Below are 17,161 nucleotides of genomic sequence, written 5' to 3' on the forward strand. Positions count from 1 at the left end.
GGCCTGATGATGGACGGAGCGGTTTTGCTTACTTTTTCCAAGAAAAAAGTAAGCCGCTGTAAGAGCGGAAGGGGCCCTCGGCGTCTGTATTCATGTTGGATATGCTCGCTGTCATTGGAACCACTGATCCAGAGTCGAGAGATTATCCAGCCTGGATGGCGACTCCACTCGGCCTTCTGAAGGGCCGGCAGATCAAAGCCAGCTCAAGATCACCGGCACCGGCGTATCGCACCCATAAAAAAGCCCCGCCATCAAGGCGGGGCTCTAGTGACAACCGGTCAGCTTCAGACCAACGGATCACCGACATGCAGAATCTTCATGCCATTGGTGCCACCGATGGTGTGGTAGCTGTCACCCTTGGTCAGGATGACCCAGTCACCTTGCTCGACCACGCCACGCTTGAGCAGCTCGTCCACCGCCGCCTGGCTGACTTGCTCCGGCGCCAGCGCCGCAGGGTCGAACGGTACGGTGTACACGCCACGGAACATCGCAACCCGCGCCTGGGTCTCGCGGTGCGGCGAGAAGGCGAAGATCGGGATCGACGAACGAATACGCGACATGATCAGCGGGGTGTAGCCACTCTCGGTCAAGGCAATGATCGCCTTCACACCCGGGAAGTGGTTGGCGGTGTACATGGCCGCCAGCGCGATGCTCTCGTCGCAACGGCTGAACTGCGTGCCCATGCGGTGGCTGGAGGTCTTGCTGGTAGGGTGCTTCTCGGCGCCCAGGCAGATCCGCGCCATGGCCTGTACCGCCTCGAGCGGGTAGGCACCGGCAGCACTCTCGGCCGACAGCATCACCGCGTCGGTGTAGTCGAGCACGGCGTTGGCCACGTCGGACACTTCGGCACGGGTCGGCATCGGGTTCTGGATCATCGACTCCATCATCTGGGTCGCGGTGATCACCGCCTTGTTGTGGCGGCGTGCATGCAGAATGATCTTCTTCTGGATGCCCACCAGCTCGGCGTCGCCGATTTCCACACCCAGGTCACCACGGGCCACCATCACTGCATCACTGGCGCGAATCAGGCCGTCGAGGGTCTCGTCGTCGGCCACGGCTTCGGCACGTTCGATCTTGGCCACCAGCCAGGCCGTACCACCAGACTCGTCACGCAGGCGACGGGCGTATTCCATGTCGCTGGCATCACGCGGGAACGACACGGCCAGGTAGTCCAGGTCCATCTCGGCCGCCAGCTTGATGTCAGCCTTGTCTTTCTCGGTCAGGGCCGGGGCGGTCAGGCCGCCGCCGCGACGGTTGATGCCCTTGTGGTCCGACAGCGGGCCGCCGATCAGCACCACGCAGTGCAGGGCGTCGGCGCTGGCGGTTTCGACGCGCATGACCACGCGGCCGTCGTCGAGCAGCAGTTCGTCACCCACGCCGCAGTCCTTGACCAGGTCCGGGTAGTCGATGCCGACGATATCCTGGGTGCCTTCGGTGAGCGGGTGAGCCGTGGAGAAGGTGAAGCGGTCGCCGACCTTGAGTTCGATTCGCTTGTTGGCAAACTTGGCAATGCGGATCTTCGGCCCTTGCAGGTCGCCCAGCAGCGCGACGTGGCGGCCATGCTTGGCAGCGATGTCACGGATCATGCGGGCGCGAGCCTTGTGCTCGTCCGGGGTGCCGTGCGAGAAGTTCAAGCGAGCGACGTCCAGACCCGCAAGGATCAGTTGCTCGATAACTTCCGGCGAGTTGCTGGCGGGGCCAAGGGTGGCGACAATTTTGGTGCGGCGGATGGTCATGCACAGACTCCTGTAGTGAAGCGCAGCGAAAGGCTACTCCGGAAAATCGCTGTAGTCATTGTTCCTTTGCACTACCTTGGTGGGAGGAGGAGGGGCGGTTGAACGAGTGGCAAGCGGCAAGCGCAATGCAGTCCGCTTGCCGCTGTTCCTCCTATAGCTTTCAAGGAAAGCGCCGATACACTGCTCAGTAGAGGAGACCCCCCATGCGAGCCTTGATCGTTTTAGCCCTGGCGACCAGTGTCGTCGGTTGCACCCGCTGGTCGATGGACCATCACCTGAACAATGCCTACCGCGCCTATGATCGCGGCAACTGCGAGCAGGTCATGCTCGAGCTGTCGCAGGTCGACCGCACCAGCCGTGCGCGCCCGTTCATCCACCCCGAGGCGTCGATGCTGCGCGGTCAGTGCCTGGAGCGCCAGAAGCTCTATGTGGATGCGGCACAGACCTACCAGTACATCATCACCCAGTACCCGCGCAACGAGTACGCCTACCGTGCCCGCGCCCGCCTGCAGACCCTCGAGCAGCTTGGCCACTATCGCCCCAATGGCGAGCCGGCCATCGCCCGTCCGGCCAGCAGCACCCCCTGGCGTTGATGGCCCGCAACGACGTCGATACTGACGTTAATACTAAAGTGCGCGGGTCCGAATGTGACGGGGCAGTCAGGTTGCGCTAGGCTTGTGAGGTACATGCGGTACACCAGAACGATCCAGCGCGACCCTGCTCAAGGGTCTTCGACAGCGACTCCTATCATGTTTACCGAACGTCGAATCGAGCGTCACCTGCTCCCGTATTACCTCAAGGTCTTCAACCGGTTTACCGGGTTGCCCATCGGTTATCTGGGCAATGTGTCCGAAGACGGCCTGATGCTGATCAGCGACCTGCCACTGCTGGTGGGCCCCGATTTCGAACTGCAGCTCAAGGTGCCCGGGCGCGCCGGTGCGCTGCACGTGATCAACCTCACCGCCAGCTGCCTGTGGTGCCACGAAGACGAGAACCCGGGGCACTACGATTCCGGCTTCATGCTGCTGCAGGCCCCTCGCGAATACGACGAACTGGTGTCGTCGCTGCGCAACTATTTCAGCTTCCACCCGTTGAGTGCGTCGGCCTGAGGTAGACTCCCGGCAGATTTTCTGTTCAGGACGACGCCGTGAGCTCCAGCATTTTCTGGCACGACTATGAAACCACCGGTATCAACCCGCGCAGCGACCGGCCCCTGCAGGTGGCAGGGGTGCGCACCGATCTGGACCTCAACGAGATCGAGCCGCCGGTCAACCTCTTCTGCCAACCCGCCGACGATATTCTGCCGCACCCTGCGGCGTGCCTGATAACCGGTATTACCCCGGCGCAGTTGGCCACCCAGGGTCTGTGCGAAGCCGAGTTCATGACCCGGGTGCACGCCGAGCTGGCGCGCCCGGGTACTTGCGGGGCCGGCTACAACTCGCTGCGTTTCGACGACGAAGTGACGCGTTACAGCCTGTATCGCAACTTTTTCGACCCCTATGCCCGCGAGTGGCAGGGCGGCAACAGCCGCTGGGACCTTATCGATGTGGTGCGCACTGCCTACGCCTTGCGCCCCGATGGCATCCAGTGGCCGCAGCGCGACGGCCAGGTGAGCCTGAAGCTGGAGTTGCTGACGGCGGCCAATGGCATCGATCACGGGCAGGCGCACGAGGCGCTTGCGGATGTGCGTGCCACGTTGGCAATGGCACGCTTGATCCGCGAGAAGCAACCCAGGCTGTATGCATGGTTGTTCCAGTTGCGCAGCAAGCAGAAAGTCCTCGATCAAGTGCGTTTGTTGCAACCGCTTGTGCATATTTCCGGACGCTTTTCTGCGGCACGTAATTATCTTGGCGTGGTGCTGCCCCTGGCCTGGCATCCACGCAATCGCAATGCGCTGATTGTGTGCGACTTGCATCAGGATATCGCCCCATTGCTGACGGAAGATGCCGAAGTGTTGCGTCAGCGTCTGTACACCCGACGCGAGGAAATGTCCGAGGAACAATTGCCGGTACCGTTGAAATTAATTCAGATCAATCGCTGCCCGGTGGTCGCGCCCTTGAGTGTATTGCGCGGTGAAGATCAGCAACGCCTTGGCCTGGATATGACGTTGTATCAACAGCGCGCCGAGCAGTTGAGTGCCGCCCAGGCCGTGTGGCAGAACAAGTTGAGCGCTATTTATGACAGTCAGGAATTCGCCCCGAGCGAAGACCCCGAGCAACAGCTGTATGACGGGTTTATCGGTGATCGCGACCGACGCCTGTGTGAACAAGTAAGAACCGTGGAGCCCGAGCAATTAGCCACGGGTCAGTGGATGTTCGACGATGCACGATTGCCGGAGTTGCTGTTTCGCTACCGTGCGCGCAATTTTCCGCAGACCTTGGATGCACAGGAGCGCCAGCGTTGGCTCGGGTTCTGCCAGCAGCGCCTGAGCGACCCGGCAATGGGCGCTCCGAATACCCTTGAAGGCTTCGAGCAGGCATTGCAGAGCGCCTGGCTGGATGCCGATGCCACGCAGCGCGAGTTGCTGGCGCAATGGCGAGCCCATGCCATGAACTTGCGCGAACGGTTTGCCCTGCAGTAATTGCAGGCAATAAAAAACGCCAGCATGCTGGCGTTTTGGGCTGACCTGTAACCGGGTTACAGTGTCCAGCGATTAACCGAGCAGGGTCGCCCAGCCTTCTACTACGTCACCACCCCACTTGGCTTTCCACTCTTTGAGTGTCTTGTGGTTGCCACCTTTGGTTTCGATGACTTCGCCATTGTGCGGGTTCTTGTATTGCTTGACCTTGCGTGCACGCTTGGTGCCGGTGGTTTTAACCGGGCCGCGAGGGGCCTTGTTCAGTTTGGCCTCAGGGTCCAGCAGAGCAATAATGTCGCGCAGCGACTTGGAGTACTCGCCCATCAGCTCGCGCAGTTTGGCTTCAAACTCCAGCTCGGTTTTCAGCTTGTTGTCTTCGGACAGGTTCTTCAGGCGGGCTTGCAGTTCTTTGATGGCTTCTTCGGTAGCGCGGTATTCGTTGATCAGGGACATGAGGTATTCCTTGGAGGGAAGGGACGCAGGACAGCGGTGCAGCAATAATAGTCAGACACTTAATACAAGTAAACATTAAACCGCCGTCATTGCGGAATACCTTCATAATTGAAAGGGTATTGTGACGAGATACTCCCAATTATCCGCTTCAATTGTTAAATAACTTTAATGTGCCCTTGACGAGGTGCAAGCCCAGGCTGGCTGCGGTGTGAGGTTGTGATACACGGTATGCAATCACTACTGCAGTTTTTCCGGGCAGTCGTTAGAATACGCGCCTTTGCGAACTCTGGAGCCCCTCTCATGCGCACCTATCGGCTGGTGATCGCTTGCCCCGACCGTGTCGGCATCGTCGCCAAAGTCAGTAATTTTCTGGCGTCCCATAACGGCTGGATCACCGAAGCGAGCCATCATTCCGATGACCTGAGCGGCTGGTTCTTCATGCGTCACGAAATCCGTGCCGATACCCTGCCTTTCGGCATCGAGGCGCTGCGCGAAGCGTTCGCGCCGATTGCCGAAGAGTTTTCGATGGTGTGGCGCATTACCGACACCGACCAGAAGAAACGCGTGGTGCTGATGGCCAGCCGCGAGTCCCATTGCCTGGCCGACCTGCTGCACCGCTGGCACAGCAACGAGCTGGACTGCGATATCCCGTGCGTGATCTCCAACCACAATGACCTGCGCAGCATGGTCGAGTGGCACGGCATTCCGTTCTACCACGTACCGGTCGACCCGCAGAACAAGCAGCCGGCATTTGCCGAGGTGTCGCGCCTGGTCAAGGAGCATGCCGCCGACGTGGTGGTGCTGGCGCGCTACATGCAGATCCTGCCGCCGCAGCTGTGCCAGGAATACGCCCAGCAGGTGATCAACATTCACCACAGCTTCCTGCCGTCGTTCGTGGGGGCCAAGCCGTATCACCAGGCGTCGATGCGTGGCGTGAAGCTGATCGGCGCCACCTGCCACTACGTGACCGAAGAGCTGGATGCCGGCCCGATCATCGAGCAGGACGTGGTGCGTGTGAGCCACAGCGACAGCATCGAGGACATGGTGCGTTTCGGTCGCGACGTCGAGAAGATGGTGCTGGCCCGCGGCCTGCGCTATCACCTGGAAGACCGCGTGCTGGTGCACGGCAACAAGACGGTGGTGTTCTAGGACCGCACCGGCCCTTCGCCAGCCTTGCTGGCGAAGGGCACAACGCGTGTCTACCGCCGTGCCAGGCGCAACCGCTCCAGCAGCGGCTTGCCCAGCAGGCAGACGAACACCGGGCCGCCCACCACCAGATAGAAGTAGTACGTCACCACCCGCCATATCAGAATCGCCGCTGCCGCGGTCGACTTGCCCACCATGGGCGTCAGCAGCGTCGCCGAGGTCAACTCCGCCGCGCCAGCCCCGCCGGGCAACAGGCTGAACTGGCCGGCACTCAGGGCGAGCATCTGCACCAGAAAGCTCGACACCCACTGCAGGTCTGCCCCCAGCCCGCGCAACACCAGGTACAGCACGCTGTAGCGCAGCGCCCAGTGCAGGCAGGTGAGCCCGAACACCAGCGCCAGTACCCGCTTGGGCAGGCGCCAGGTGGCGGCAAACGCGCGAAAGAAGTGCAGCACCTTGCGCGCCCAGCGTCGGCACGTGGCGTCACGTACCTTCAACCGCCGCAGCAGCCGGCCCATCGCACGCATCAACCCGCGGCGCCAGCGCAGTATCGCCAGCCCCGCCAGCAGGGCGGCGAACATCATCAGCGCACTGGCCAGCAGCATGCCCTGCATGCTTGCGCTGAAGCGGTGGAACAGCATGTAGATGACAATCCCGAACATAGCGCACAGGAAGAACACCAGGTCATTGAGCTGGTCCATGGCGAACACCGCGCTGCTCTGGGCCGGGCGCACCCGGTGCCTGGCCAGCAGGGCCACCAGCGCCAGTGGCCCGCCGCTGCCGCCGGGGGTGGAGCAGATGGCGAACTCGGTGGCCATGATCACCCCCAGGCTGCGCACCCGCCCCAGCGCCGCCCCCTGGGTGCCGAGCAGCAGACGCAGGCGCAGGGCGTTGATGCACCAGCACAGCACGATCATGCCGAACAACCCCATCAGCAGCGCCAGCGGGAACCGCTGCAGGCGCGGCAGCAGGTCGCTGCCGCCCAGCAGCGTCGGTACCAGCAGCGCCAGCAGCAGGGCCAGCGTGAGCCAGCCCAGGCGAGTCATGCGCCGGGCCTGCTGGCCAGCCAGGCCATCTTGGTCATGGGGGTACGGCCCTGCTGCAGCAGTTGCTGCAGGGTGTCGAGCCAGTAGCGGCGCGAATAGGCATGGCGCATGTCCACCGGGTGCAGCCCGAGGCGGATCGTGGCCGCCTGCTGCAGGCGTGCCCGGCGCGCCTCGCTGAGCACTTTCGACAGCCCGCGGCGCCAGGCACTGCGGGCGCTCCACACCAGCCCCGGGGCGTCGATGCGGCTGAAGTCGGGCAGGCGGAACAGGTGCTGCGGGTCGCTGGTGTAGTGCAGCGGGGTTTCGCGCAGGGCCTGGCGAGTGCCTTCGCTCATCAGCCAGGCCGGGGCAACGAAGCCGGTCAGCGGCCAATCGCAGGCCTGGAACAGCTCGATCCCGGCATTCAGGCGATGCAGCGCCTGGGCCTGGCCCAGGGCGTAGAACTCACCCTCCCAGGTATAGATGCGGCGCATGAAGTACTCGCGCGGCGAACGTGGCGGCGGACCGTCGTCGGCATGGTAGTAGCCATGCAGGGCCAGTTCGTCGCCCCGGCTCAGTCGCCGCTCCAGCACCTGGCGAAAGGCCGGGGCCTGCTGCACAGGGTTGCGCCGGTGGAAGTCGGGTACCACCAGCAGGGTCATGGGGATGTCGCCCAGGGCGTCGACGGCTTCGACGAAGGGCTGGTAGTCGGGCCAGGTTTCCGGGGCCACGTCGTGCAGCACCAGCAGCACGCTGGGGTGCTGGTTGTGCAGGTCAGGCTGTTCAGGCATGGGCGCGCACCGGTTGCTCGTGATGGCCCAGCACGGCCCGATAGTGTTCGAGCAGGCCGCCGACCACCGTGTCCCAGGCGTAGTGCTGTTCGGCATGCCGGCGTGCCTGCTGCCCCAGTTGCGGCGCACCGGCCTCGAACAGCTCGCGCACGGCGGCGGCCATCGCCTGGCCGTCGTTGGGCGTGCACAGCCGGCCGTAGCCCGGTTCGACGATTTCGGTAAAGGCCCCGGCCGCTACCGCCACCACCGGGATGCCGCTGGCCATGGCCTCGAGTATCACCAGCCCGAAGGTCTCCTGGTCGCCGGCGTGCAGCAGCGCATCGGCACTGGCCAACAGGCGGGCGACCTGGGTGGCCGGGCAGAAGTGGTTGATGATGGTGACGTTGGCCGGCACGTTGCTGGGCATGTGCGAACCCACCAGCAGCAGGTGATAGTGCTTGCCCAGGCGTTTCATGCAGTCCAGCAGCACGGGCAGGTTCTTCTCCCGGGAGCCGCGCCCGGCGAACACCAGCAGGCGCGTGGTGTCGGCCAGCCCCAGTTCGGCGCGCAGGCCGGGGTCGCGATGATCGGGGTGGAAGGTCTGCAGGTCCACCCCGAGGCGCTGTACATGCACATTGCCGATGCCCAGCCCGCGCAGCTTGTCAGCCATCACCTGGCTGGGCGCCAGCACCCGGTCGAAGTTGCCGTACAGCTTGCTGACATAGGCTTCGACATTGGGCGTGAACCAGTGGCCCATGCGGTTGCCGACCAGCAGCGGCAGGTCGGAATGATAGAACCCGATCACCGGCACATCGAGCTGGCGCCGTGCATCGAGCGCGGCCCAGGCGGTGAGGTAGGGGTCGCCCACTTCGATCAGGTCCGGTTGCAGGTCATGCAGCACGTTGCGCCAGGGCGCCAGACGCAGCGGGAAGCGGTAGCCGTTGCCGAAGGGCAGGGCGGGGGCAGGCACCTGATAGATGCCATTGGCATGGCTGGCGCTGGCGCCGGGGATCAGCAGGCTGTGGCGAACGCCGGGGTTCAGGCCCAGGCGGCGGTGTTTGGCATCAAGATAGGTACGCACACCGCCACTGGCGGGGGCGTAGAACATGGTGATGTCAGCGATGTGCACGATCAGCATCCCTCCGAGACCGTCTTCAGGTTGTCATCGCGCATGGATATGCGGTGGATGACGCGCCCTAGGGTGGACCTCAGTGAAGGATAGTTTGTTCGATCATGTTGCGCGCCCGGCGAGCAAGCCGCCGGGCGCGCGCGGTCAGATGCGGAAGGTACCGACCAGGTGCTTGAGGCGGCCGGCCTGCTGTTCCAGGTCGGAACAGGCACGCAGGGTGGCCTGCAGGTTCTCCACGCCTTCCTGGTTGAGCATGTTGATTTCGTTGATGTCCATGTTGATCGACTCGACCACCGAGGTCTGCTCTTCGGTGGCGGTGGCCACCGACTGGTTCATGCCGTCGATCTCGCCGATACGCAGGGTGACGCTGCCCAGGCGTTCGCCGGCCTGGTTGGCGATCGAGACGCTGTCCTGGCTGTGGCGCTGGCTCTGGCTCATGGTGTCGACCGACTCGCGGGCGCCGACCTGCAGCTCTTCGATCATGCTCTGCACCTGTTGTGCCGACTCCTGGGTACGGTGGGCCAGGTTGCGCACTTCATCGGCCACCACGGCAAACCCGCGCCCGGCTTCACCGGCACGGGCCGCCTCGATGGCCGCGTTGAGGGCCAGCAGGTTGGTCTGTTGCGAGATGCTGGTGATCACTTCGAGAATCTGACCGATGTTCACGGTCTTGCTGTTGAGCGTCTCGATGTGCGAGCTGGAAGTGGAGATGAGGTCCGACAGACGGTTCATCGCCTGGATGCTGCGGTCTACCACCTGCTGGCCCTCTTCGGCCAGGTGGCGTGCAGAGCTGGCCTGCTGCGAGGCTTGCGCGGCGTTATGGGCGATTTCCTGGGCAGCGGCGCCCAGCTCGTTGATCGCGGCGGCCACGCTGTTGGTGCGGTTGGCCTGCTCGTCGGAGTTGACCATCGAGGAGTTGGAGGCGCTGACCACGCGCAGTGCCACTTCGTTGACCTGCTGGGTGGCCGAGGACACTTCGCGGATCGAGCTGTGGATACGCTCGACGAAGTGGTTGAAGGCGCGGCCCAGGGTGCCGAACTCGTCGTTGCTGTGGATGCTCAGCCGCTTGGTCAGGTCGCCTTCGCCCTGGGCGATGTCTTCCATGGCGCGGGTCATGATGTGCAGCGGTTGCAGCAGCACGCGGATGAGCATGCCGAGCAGGGCGATGATGATGGCCACCGCAATCACGGTGACGATCACCGCCGAGGTGCGGAACTTGCTCAGCATCGCGTAGGCTTTTTCTTTATCGATCGAGAGACCGATGTGCCAGTTGGCCGATGGCAGGCCTTTGACCGGTGCGAAACTGAGGATACGGGTCTGGCCGTTGTTCTCGACCTCGGTCAGTTCCTTGGTCAGGCGCGGGGTGTTGTTCGGGTACAGGTCCGAGAGCGACTTCATCACCAGGTCCTTGTCCGGGTGCACCAGGATCTTGCCTTGGTCGTTCACCAGAAACGCGTAGCCCATGCCGCCGAAATTCAGGGAGTTGATGATCTTGACCAGGGCGTCCAGCTCCATGTCGCCACCGACCACGCCCAGTTCGCGCGACACTGTGGCGTTCATGCCGATCACCATCTTGCCGGTACTGATGTCCAGGTAGGGTTCGGTCAGGGTCGGGCCGTTGGCCGCCATGCTGTCCTTGTACCAGTCGCGGATGCGCGGATCGTAGCCGTCAGGCATCTGGATCACCGGGCGCACGGTGAAGCCGCCGTCGGTCTTGCCCATGTACACCGTGATGAAGCTCGACGCCAGCACCTTCTGGTCCAGCAGCGAATCGAGGTTGCCGGGAGCTGCCGCGATGTTCTGTGCCAGGTTCTCTACCAGCAGCAGGCGTCCTTCGAAGAGGTTCTTGATGTTGGTCGAGGCGGCATCGCCCATTTCGCCGACATAGTTTTCCAGATCTTCGTGAATCGCATTACGCTGCAGGTAATCGTTGTAGAGAGTAAAGAGGGTGAAGGCCACAAGGACGATCAGGGAAGCAGCCAGCAAGATCTTATGGCTGAAACGGAAGCTTTTATTCATGGCGTATTGGGTCCGCTAAGGTCTTTATATCCGGGTCATTCGCACAAAGGCATCTTGAAAGCAGTGCAGTTCCCATGTCCTTGTCGGGCTTTTCCTGACTTTCTGGGTGAAACATCAACACTTGGTATCGGCCGAGTACTACTAAAGCTTGAACAGAGGGTGAAAAAACATGCCTGACTCTTCGCAGTTCATTCTCGGTGCGGACCTGGCGGGGCAGCCGGTGTGCCAGGCCATGCGTCTGGCCAACCGTCACGGACTGGTTGCCGGGGCCACCGGCACCGGCAAGACCGTAACCTTGCAGCACCTGGCCGAGGCCTTCAGCGATGCCGGCGTGGCGGTGTTCGCTGCCGACGTCAAAGGCGACCTGTGCGGCCTGGGTGCGGTGGGCAACCCGCAGGGCAAGGTGGCCGAGCGGATTGCCGGCATGCCCTGGCTCGAGCATCGGCCGCAGGCGTATCCGGTGACCCTGTGGGATGTGCACGGCAAGTCCGGGCACCCGTTGCGCACGACCTTGAGCGAAATGGGCCCGTTGCTGCTGGGCAACCTGCTCGAACTCAACGACAGCCAGCAGGCGGCGCTGTATGCGGCGTTCAAGGTGGCCGATCGCGAGGGCCTGTTGCTGCTGGACATCAAGGACCTCAAGGCGCTGCTCGGCCACCTCAAGGACAACCCGCAGGTGCTCGGCGAAGACAGTGCACTGATGACCAGCGGTTCCAGCCAGGCCCTGTTGCGGCGCCTGGCGACCCTGGAGCAGCAAGGGGCCGAGGCTCTGTTCGGTGAGCCGGCGTTGCAGTTGCCAGACCTGCTGCAGCCTGCTGCCGACGGGCGCGGGCGCATCCACCTGCTCGATGCCAGCCGCCTGGTGCACGAGGCGCCGAAGGTGTATGCGACCTTCCTGCTGTGGTTGCTGGCGGAGCTGTTCGAGCAGTTGCCCGAGCGTGGCGATGCGGACAAGCCTCTGCTGGCGCTGTTTTTCGATGAGGCGCACCTGTTGTTCAGCGGCACGCCCAAGGCCTTGCAGGATCGTCTGGAACAGGTGGTGCGGTTGATTCGTTCCAAGGGGGTGGGGGTGTATTTCGTGACTCAGTCGCCGGGTGACCTGCCGGACGATGTGCTCGCCCAACTCGGCCTGCGTATCCAGCATGGCTTGCGTGCGTTCACGGCCAAGGAGCAGAAGTCGCTGCGGGCGGTGGCCGATGGGTTTCGGCCGAACCCGGCGTTCGACACCCTGGCGGTGCTGACCGAGCTTGGCATTGGCGAGGCGTTGGTGGGCACCCTGCAGGACAAGGGCACGCCGGGCATGGTCGAGCGGGTACTGATCGCGCCGCCGCAATCGCGCATCGGGCCGTTGAGCGAGGCCGAGCGGGCGGCGCTGATTGCGGCGTCGCCGTTGCAGGGGCGCTATGACAAGCCGATCGATCGGGAGTCGGCGTACGAGATATTGATGGCGCGCAAGGGGCAGGTACCATCGGCGCAGCAGGCGCCGGCCGAGGAAAGCCTGGCCGACAAGGCCGGGGAGTTCTTGCAGAGCGCGGCGGGGCAGGCGATCAAGTCGGCGGTGCGCCAGGCGGCCAATCAGTTCGGACGGCAACTGGTGCGGGGCTTGATGGGCTCACTTCTGGGGGGCAGCAAGCGTCGCTGACAAGGCGTCGAGGCAGTGGAGTTGCCGGTTCGCCGGCAGGTTCTCAAGCGGGCCCGAAGGTATCGAGCCGGTGCCCTGCGCAGGCTCTGCAGGTTGTGCCAAGGGGCCGCAGCAGTGCTCGCAGCTTCGTGTATAGGCCGTGTCGGCTGTGAGCAGTTGGCCTGCGCACAGCAGCACGCCCTGACCGTGGGGCAGCAACGTGGCGCTGTGGGAGAAACGCGGTTCGTTCAGCTCGCTGCCCAGCACCCATGCATCCTGGCGAGGGTCGTACAGCTCGGTGCTGGGGCGGTAGGGCAGTCTGGTATGGCCGGCCAGCAGCAGCCGACCATCGGGCAGCAGCGTGGCGGTGTGCCCCTGGTGTCCACGCTGCATGGGCGGGCCACTTCGCCAGGTATCGGCTAGCGGATCGTACAAAAACGATTCCAGTGCATTTTCACCAAACGGCATGCAGGTGCCACCCGCCACCATCACCTGGCCATTGTTCAGCAGCGTGGCCGTATGTTGCATGCGGGGGGCAGGCAGTGGCGTGATCGGCTTGAACCGCCCGGTCTGCGGGTCGAAGAGTTCGCAGTGGGCCAGTGCCTGGTCGGGGGCATAGCCGCCGATAATCAGCACCTTGCCGGAATCGAGCAACGTGGCGCTGTGGTTCATGCGTGCCTGACTGCGCTCACCGAGCTGATGCCACTCGTCGCTGGCGACGTCGTACAGCTCGACGATGTCGAGCACTTTACCGGTATCGCCCTTGAGGTGGTTGCCGCCGATGACAAGCACCTTGTTCGTGCCGCCCCACAATGACGTAGCGGTGTGGCTGAAGCGGGCAACCTGGAGGCTGCGCAGCGTTGTCCAGCATGAGCGGATGGGGTCGAAGCGCTCGACGTGGCCGCTGGCTTCCCCGGTTTGCGAGCCGCCCACCAGCAGAAAGGACCCGTCGTCGAGAATGACCGTGAGTTGCGAGAATGCCGCCTTCTGCTTGGGGGGTTGTTGCTTCCATTCGCGCTTGTCAAGGCTGAAGCGTTCCACGCTGTCGGTGGCATGCCCGCCATTGGTGATGCCGCCGGCAACCAGCACATCGCCATTGGGCAAACGCATGGCGCTGTGCAGGGCCCGGGCGATGTGCATGGCGCCAGCGCAAGCGTGGATATGGCCGTCCTTCGACATGTGCATTCTCCTTGTCGGCGTGAAAAGGAGGGTGCGCTGCAGGTGGCCCATCGTCTACTGACATAAATGACAGTGCGTTTGCGCAGGGCCATGAAAAAAGGGCCAGCCAAATGAATGGCTGACCCTTCTGCGGTACTGCGTTATTTCAACCGATGGCTTTGGACGCCAACCAGAACAACCCCGCCGACAAGGCGATGGTCGCCGGCAGGGTCAGCACCCAGGCCAGCAGAATGGTGCGCACGGTGCCGCCTTGCAGGCCGCTCTTGTTCGCCACCATGGTCCCGGCCACACCCGACGAGAGCACGTGGGTGGTCGACACCGGCAGGCTGAAGATGTTGGCCGCGCCAATCGCGCAGGCTGCGGTGATCTGCGCCGACATGCCCTGGGCATAGGTCATGCCCTGCTTGCCGATCTTCTCGCCAATGGTCAGTACCACACGCTTCCAGCCCACCATGGTCCCCAGGCCCAGGGCCAGGGCCACCGCCAGGATCACCCAGAACGGCGCGTACTCGGTGGTCGCGGTCAGGTCACGACGCAATTTGTCCAGGTCGGCCTTTTCACGTGCTTCCAGGCCTGGCAACTTGCTGACCTTTTTCGCCGTGTCATCCAGGCACAGCAGGTAACGCCGCACTTCCACGCGCTTCTCGGCAGTCAGCGAATGGTAGTCCGCCACGCCGTTGAGCGACTGCTGCAGCGCGGTGATGGTCGGCTCGGTCTGTTGCGGATTGCAACTGAACTGCTCCGGCAGGTCACCGGCCTTGGCCTTGCCCAGTGCCAGGAATTCGCCCAGGGTTTCGCTGTTGCGCTGGTAGAACTGGCTCAGGTGCAGGGTCGCGTCACGGGTACGCTCGATCTGGTAGGTGGTGCTGTTCAGGTCCAGCACGAACTGCGCCGGCACGATGCCGATCAGCACCAGCATGATCAGGCCGATACCTTTCTGACCATCGTTGGAACCGTGCACGAAGCTGACGGCCATGGCCGAGATGACCAGTACCAGGCGGTTCCAGAACGGCGGGTGCTTCTTGTCGTCGAGCTTGCGGCGCTGTTCAGGCGTCTTGTGCATCTTCGACAGCGGGCGCCACCACTTCAGACCGATCAGCACCAGCGCGGCCACGGCAAAGCCGGCCATGGGCGAGAGCACCAGCGACATGCCTATGTCGATTGCCTTCTGCCAGTTGACCCCGTCACCCAGTGGAATGTCGTTGAGCAGCGCGTTGGCCAGGCCCACGCCCAGGATCGAGCCGATCAGGGTGTGCGAGCTGGACGCCGGGATGCCGAAGTACCAGGTACCCAGGTTCCACGCGATGGCCGCGGCCAGCAGCGAGAAGACCATGGCCAGGCCATGCCCGGTGTTCACATTGATCAGCAGCTCCACCGGCAGCAGGTGCACGATGGCATACGCCACCCCGACTCCGCCCAGCAGGACGCCAAGGAAATTGAACACGCCGGAAAAGAACACGGCCAGGTGCGGCGGCATGGCTTTGGTATAGATGACAGTCGCTACCGCATTGGCGGTGTCATGAAAGCCATTGATGAACTCGAAGGCGAGCACGAAGGTCAAGGCGAGCAACAGGCTCACCAGTACCCAGGCATCAAGTCCGCTGAATAAATCGATCATGAAGGAATTCTGACCCGGTCATAAGGGGGCGCGATTATGCCAGAAATCCTGGGTAATCGATGCACTAGGTGCTGACCGGTCGGGGCGCTTTTGCGGGGGGGCAGGGCACTGCAGGAGGGGAGGGTAATCAAGAAAGATCGGCAAAAATCAGAAAAAATAACGCGAACGGTCAAGAAAAAACCGATGTTTTCCACGGCTGAATAATTCAAACGACCGTATTAAATTTGTGAGATTACGTAACGGTTTCATCTTCGACGCCGCAAGGGTCGCCCAAGGCACCGTCTTCGTGCCGGTGCCGTGCCCAGGGGCGGGCGCTTTGTCCGAGGGTCAGGGCTCCTGTGGGCTGAGCTCCTTTTCGATCTTTTGCAGTTCCACGGCAAATGCCTGGTCCAGCAGGCTGGCACGTTTGCGCCAGGGTTTGCGTTCGGGGTCTGGTTGGGCGGCGTATGTGGTGACTTCTCCGCCATAAACGTCCTTGTAACGTTGTTCCTGGCGCTCGAGTTCAGCGCGCAGTTCATCTTTCGTCACAGTGTTTCCTGAAGTTGGAGTTGATGCCGATTTCAACACAAGCACGTTTAACCCGACGACAGCGGCACAGGCCATTGTGTCGAGCGTCTATATAAGACGAGGGTGATTGCAGTTGAATGGCTGTTTTACACCTTCTGTCGGGGCCTGTCAGCCCGGCAGAAGCAAAAACGGCCTTGCTGGTGGGCAAGGCCGTGCCTGGGACTTCTACGGTGGGTACCTGACCAGTCTCTCCAAGAAGCCACATGTGGCAGGCGAAAGGTATAAGCAATTGTAGGTATCGGTCAATTGCGATTATCGGCCGATGGTTCGATAATCGCCCAAGTGAAGTTTGCCGAGGTGAGTCATGAGTGAAGAAACAGGGGGCAAGGGCCCAGGCCTGAACGACAACGTGCGCAGCTCTTTCGCTTCGTTGGCGCCGCCCATCGTGGCCTCGCCGGCCAAGCGCATCCAGGCGTTCACCGGCGACCCGGATTTCATGACGTCGCTGGCGCGGGGCCTGGCGGTGGTGCAGGCGTTCCAGGAGCGCAAGCGGCACCTGACCATCGCCCAGATCAGCCACCGCACCGAGATCCCGCGCGCGGCGGTTCGCCGTTGCCTGCACACGCTGATCAAGCTCGGCTATGCCACCACCGACGGGCGCACCTATTCATTGCTGCCCAAGGTGCTGACCCTGGGTCATGCCTACCTGTCCTCGACGCCATTGGCGGTATCGGCGCAGCCGTACCTGGACCGCATGAGCGACCAGTTGCACGAGGCCTGCAACATGGCCACCCTCGAAGGTGACGACATTCTCTACATCGCCCGCTCGGCGACGGTGCAGCGCCTTATTTCGGTGGACCTGTCGGTGGGCGGGCGCCTGCCGGCCTATTGCACCTCGATGGGGCGCATCCTGCTGGCGGCGCTGGACGACGCCACCCTGCACGAATACCTGGAGCACGCCGACCTGCAGGCCAAGACCAGCCGTACCGTGCACGACCCGGCAGCCTTGCTGGAAATCCTCCAGCAGGTGCGCGAGCAGGGCTGGTGCGTGGTCGACCAGGAGCTGGAGCAGGGCCTGCGTTCGATCGCGGTGCCGGTGTACGACGCCTCCGGCCAGGTACTGGCGGCGCTGAACATCAGTACCCACGCCGGGCGGGTGAGTCGCAGCGAGCTGGAGCAGAAGTTTCTGCCGATCATGGTGGCGGCCAGCCGCGACCTGAGTACCCAGCTGTTCAGTTGAATGCGCCGAGCGGTTCCTGTTCGATAAACGCACAGTCTTGCGTTTATCGAATTGCGCCGCGTCGCGCGCCTTATTAATGTCCCTCGCATCAAGTGGCCCCTGACGGCCTCCAATAATAATGAGCGAGAGAACACCCCATG

Annotated in this window: 15 protein-coding genes and 1 pseudogene; 6 read left to right on the forward strand and 10 right to left on the reverse strand. The window is 62.9% G+C overall.

Annotated elements, in window-relative coordinates:
- Positions 1-284: 284 nt before the first annotated feature.
- The gene (gene pyk / locus B4I46_RS18655; protein WP_043862122.1) at positions 285-1,736 is read right to left on the reverse strand and encodes a pyruvate kinase; all 1,452 of its coding nucleotides are present in this window, start codon (positions 1,734-1,736) and stop codon (positions 285-287) included.
- Between the two features lie 203 nt (positions 1,737-1,939).
- Between pyk and B4I46_RS18660 the strand changes: the two genes are divergently transcribed.
- From B4I46_RS18660 to sbcB, 3 genes are all read left to right on the forward strand, one after another.
- Positions 1,940-2,329 (forward strand): tetratricopeptide repeat protein, encoded by a 390-nt coding sequence (locus B4I46_RS18660; protein WP_043862123.1) that lies wholly within the window; start codon positions 1,940-1,942, stop codon positions 2,327-2,329.
- A gap of 156 nt (positions 2,330-2,485) precedes the next feature.
- A complete protein-coding gene (locus B4I46_RS18665) occupies positions 2,486-2,845 on the forward strand; it encodes a PilZ domain-containing protein (protein ID WP_043862124.1) in 360 nt (119 codons plus the stop codon).
- Positions 2,846-2,883: 38 nt separating this feature from the next.
- Positions 2,884-4,317 carry an exodeoxyribonuclease I gene (sbcB, locus tag B4I46_RS18670; RefSeq protein WP_286901293.1) on the forward strand — a complete coding sequence of 478 codons (1,434 nt, stop codon included), beginning with the start codon at positions 2,884-2,886 and terminating at the stop codon, positions 4,315-4,317.
- 72 nt (positions 4,318-4,389) lie between these two features.
- Here the strand turns inward: sbcB and mvaT are convergent, their stop codons facing one another.
- Positions 4,390-4,767: a histone-like nucleoid-structuring protein MvaT gene (gene mvaT / locus B4I46_RS18675; protein WP_043862126.1), complete on the reverse strand. Its 378-nt coding sequence runs from the start codon at positions 4,765-4,767 to the stop codon at positions 4,390-4,392.
- Between the two features lie 300 nt (positions 4,768-5,067).
- On the opposite strand from mvaT, the gene purU reads away from it, so the two are divergent.
- Positions 5,068-5,916 carry a formyltetrahydrofolate deformylase gene (purU, locus tag B4I46_RS18680; RefSeq protein WP_043862127.1) on the forward strand — a complete coding sequence of 283 codons (849 nt, stop codon included), beginning with the start codon at positions 5,068-5,070 and terminating at the stop codon, positions 5,914-5,916.
- Between the two features lie 50 nt (positions 5,917-5,966).
- Here the strand turns inward: purU and B4I46_RS18685 are convergent, their stop codons facing one another.
- From B4I46_RS18685 to B4I46_RS25725, 5 genes and pseudogenes are all read right to left on the reverse strand, one after another.
- Positions 5,967-6,959, reverse strand: coding sequence for a lysylphosphatidylglycerol synthase transmembrane domain-containing protein (locus B4I46_RS18685; protein WP_054914811.1), 993 nt, complete (start codon positions 6,957-6,959; stop codon positions 5,967-5,969).
- Positions 6,956-7,729 carry a DUF2334 domain-containing protein gene (locus tag B4I46_RS18690; RefSeq protein ID WP_058540899.1) on the reverse strand — a complete coding sequence of 258 codons (774 nt, stop codon included), beginning with the start codon at positions 7,727-7,729 and terminating at the stop codon, positions 6,956-6,958. Before B4I46_RS18690 ends, B4I46_RS18685 begins: the two co-directional genes overlap by 4 nt.
- Positions 7,722-8,846: a glycosyltransferase family 4 protein gene (locus B4I46_RS18695; RefSeq protein WP_054914809.1), complete on the reverse strand. Its 1,125-nt coding sequence runs from the start codon at positions 8,844-8,846 to the stop codon at positions 7,722-7,724. Before B4I46_RS18695 ends, B4I46_RS18690 begins: the two co-directional genes overlap by 8 nt.
- Positions 8,847-8,981: 135 nt before the next feature.
- Positions 8,982-9,746, reverse strand: a complete 765-nt coding sequence (locus B4I46_RS25720) for a methyl-accepting chemotaxis protein (RefSeq protein ID WP_370409115.1) — start codon at positions 9,744-9,746, stop codon at positions 8,982-8,984.
- Between the two features lie 93 nt (positions 9,747-9,839).
- Positions 9,840-10,856 (reverse strand): annotated as a pseudogene (locus tag B4I46_RS25725) (cache domain-containing protein); the annotation flags it as partial.
- Positions 10,857-11,025: 169 nt separating this feature from the next.
- Here B4I46_RS25725 and B4I46_RS18705 point away from each other — a divergent pair.
- Entirely contained in the window at positions 11,026-12,498 is a 1,473-nt protein-coding gene (locus tag B4I46_RS18705) for a helicase HerA-like domain-containing protein (RefSeq protein WP_043862132.1), read from the forward strand.
- On the opposite strand, the gene B4I46_RS18710 is transcribed toward B4I46_RS18705, so the two are convergent.
- The 3 genes from B4I46_RS18710 to B4I46_RS18720 form a co-directional block, all read right to left on the reverse strand.
- Positions 12,469-13,707: a Kelch repeat-containing protein gene (locus tag B4I46_RS18710; RefSeq protein ID WP_286901296.1), complete on the reverse strand. Its 1,239-nt coding sequence runs from the start codon at positions 13,705-13,707 to the stop codon at positions 12,469-12,471. The genes B4I46_RS18705 and B4I46_RS18710 overlap by 30 nt on opposite strands.
- Before the next feature lie 94 nt (positions 13,708-13,801).
- On the reverse strand, positions 13,802-15,274 hold the full coding sequence (locus B4I46_RS18715; protein WP_043862134.1) for an inorganic phosphate transporter: 1,473 nt from the start codon (positions 15,272-15,274) through the stop codon (positions 13,802-13,804).
- A gap of 327 nt (positions 15,275-15,601) precedes the next feature.
- Positions 15,602-15,802 (reverse strand): hypothetical protein, encoded by a 201-nt coding sequence (locus tag B4I46_RS18720; RefSeq protein ID WP_043860747.1) that lies wholly within the window; start codon positions 15,800-15,802, stop codon positions 15,602-15,604.
- A 343-nt stretch (positions 15,803-16,145) separates the two neighbouring features.
- On the opposite strand from B4I46_RS18720, the gene pcaR reads away from it, so the two are divergent.
- Complete coding sequence (gene pcaR / locus B4I46_RS18725) at positions 16,146-17,021, forward strand: pca regulon transcriptional regulator PcaR (protein ID WP_173925037.1); 876 nt, start codon at positions 16,146-16,148, stop codon at positions 17,019-17,021.
- Positions 17,022-17,161 lie beyond the last annotated feature (140 nt).

The organism is Pseudomonas sp. UBA7500, assembly GCF_002478435.1.
Taxonomy (GTDB): domain Bacteria; phylum Pseudomonadota; class Gammaproteobacteria; order Pseudomonadales; family Pseudomonadaceae; genus Aquipseudomonas; species Aquipseudomonas palmensis.

What these genes read in the sequence shown, in the direction of transcription:
- B4I46_RS18710 (WP_286901296.1), bottom strand. Translation starts at nt 13,707, where the DNA reads ATGGGCCACCTGCAGCGCACCCTCCTTTTCACGCCGACAAGGAGAATG.
- B4I46_RS18715 (WP_043862134.1), bottom strand. Translation starts at nt 15,274, where the DNA reads ATGATCGATTTATTCAGCGGACTTGATGCCTGGGTACTGGTGAGCCTG.
- pcaR (WP_173925037.1), top strand. Translation starts at nt 16,146, where the DNA reads ATGAGTGAAGAAACAGGGGGCAAGGGCCCAGGCCTGAACGACAACGTG.
- pyk (WP_043862122.1), bottom strand. Translation starts at nt 1,736, where the DNA reads ATGACCATCCGCCGCACCAAAATTGTCGCCACCCTTGGCCCCGCCAGC.
- B4I46_RS18690 (WP_058540899.1), bottom strand. Translation starts at nt 7,729, where the DNA reads ATGCCTGAACAGCCTGACCTGCACAACCAGCACCCCAGCGTGCTGCTG.
- B4I46_RS18705 (WP_043862132.1), top strand. Translation starts at nt 11,026, where the DNA reads ATGCCTGACTCTTCGCAGTTCATTCTCGGTGCGGACCTGGCGGGGCAG.
- B4I46_RS18660 (WP_043862123.1), top strand. Translation starts at nt 1,940, where the DNA reads ATGCGAGCCTTGATCGTTTTAGCCCTGGCGACCAGTGTCGTCGGTTGC.
- B4I46_RS18695 (WP_054914809.1), bottom strand. Translation starts at nt 8,846, where the DNA reads ATGCTGATCGTGCACATCGCTGACATCACCATGTTCTACGCCCCCGCC.
- purU (WP_043862127.1), top strand. Translation starts at nt 5,068, where the DNA reads ATGCGCACCTATCGGCTGGTGATCGCTTGCCCCGACCGTGTCGGCATC.
- mvaT (WP_043862126.1), bottom strand. Translation starts at nt 4,767, where the DNA reads ATGTCCCTGATCAACGAATACCGCGCTACCGAAGAAGCCATCAAAGAA.
- B4I46_RS18685 (WP_054914811.1), bottom strand. Translation starts at nt 6,959, where the DNA reads ATGACTCGCCTGGGCTGGCTCACGCTGGCCCTGCTGCTGGCGCTGCTG.
- B4I46_RS25720 (WP_370409115.1), bottom strand. Translation starts at nt 9,746, where the DNA reads ATGGTCAACTCCGACGAGCAGGCCAACCGCACCAACAGCGTGGCCGCC.
- B4I46_RS18665 (WP_043862124.1), top strand. Translation starts at nt 2,486, where the DNA reads ATGTTTACCGAACGTCGAATCGAGCGTCACCTGCTCCCGTATTACCTC.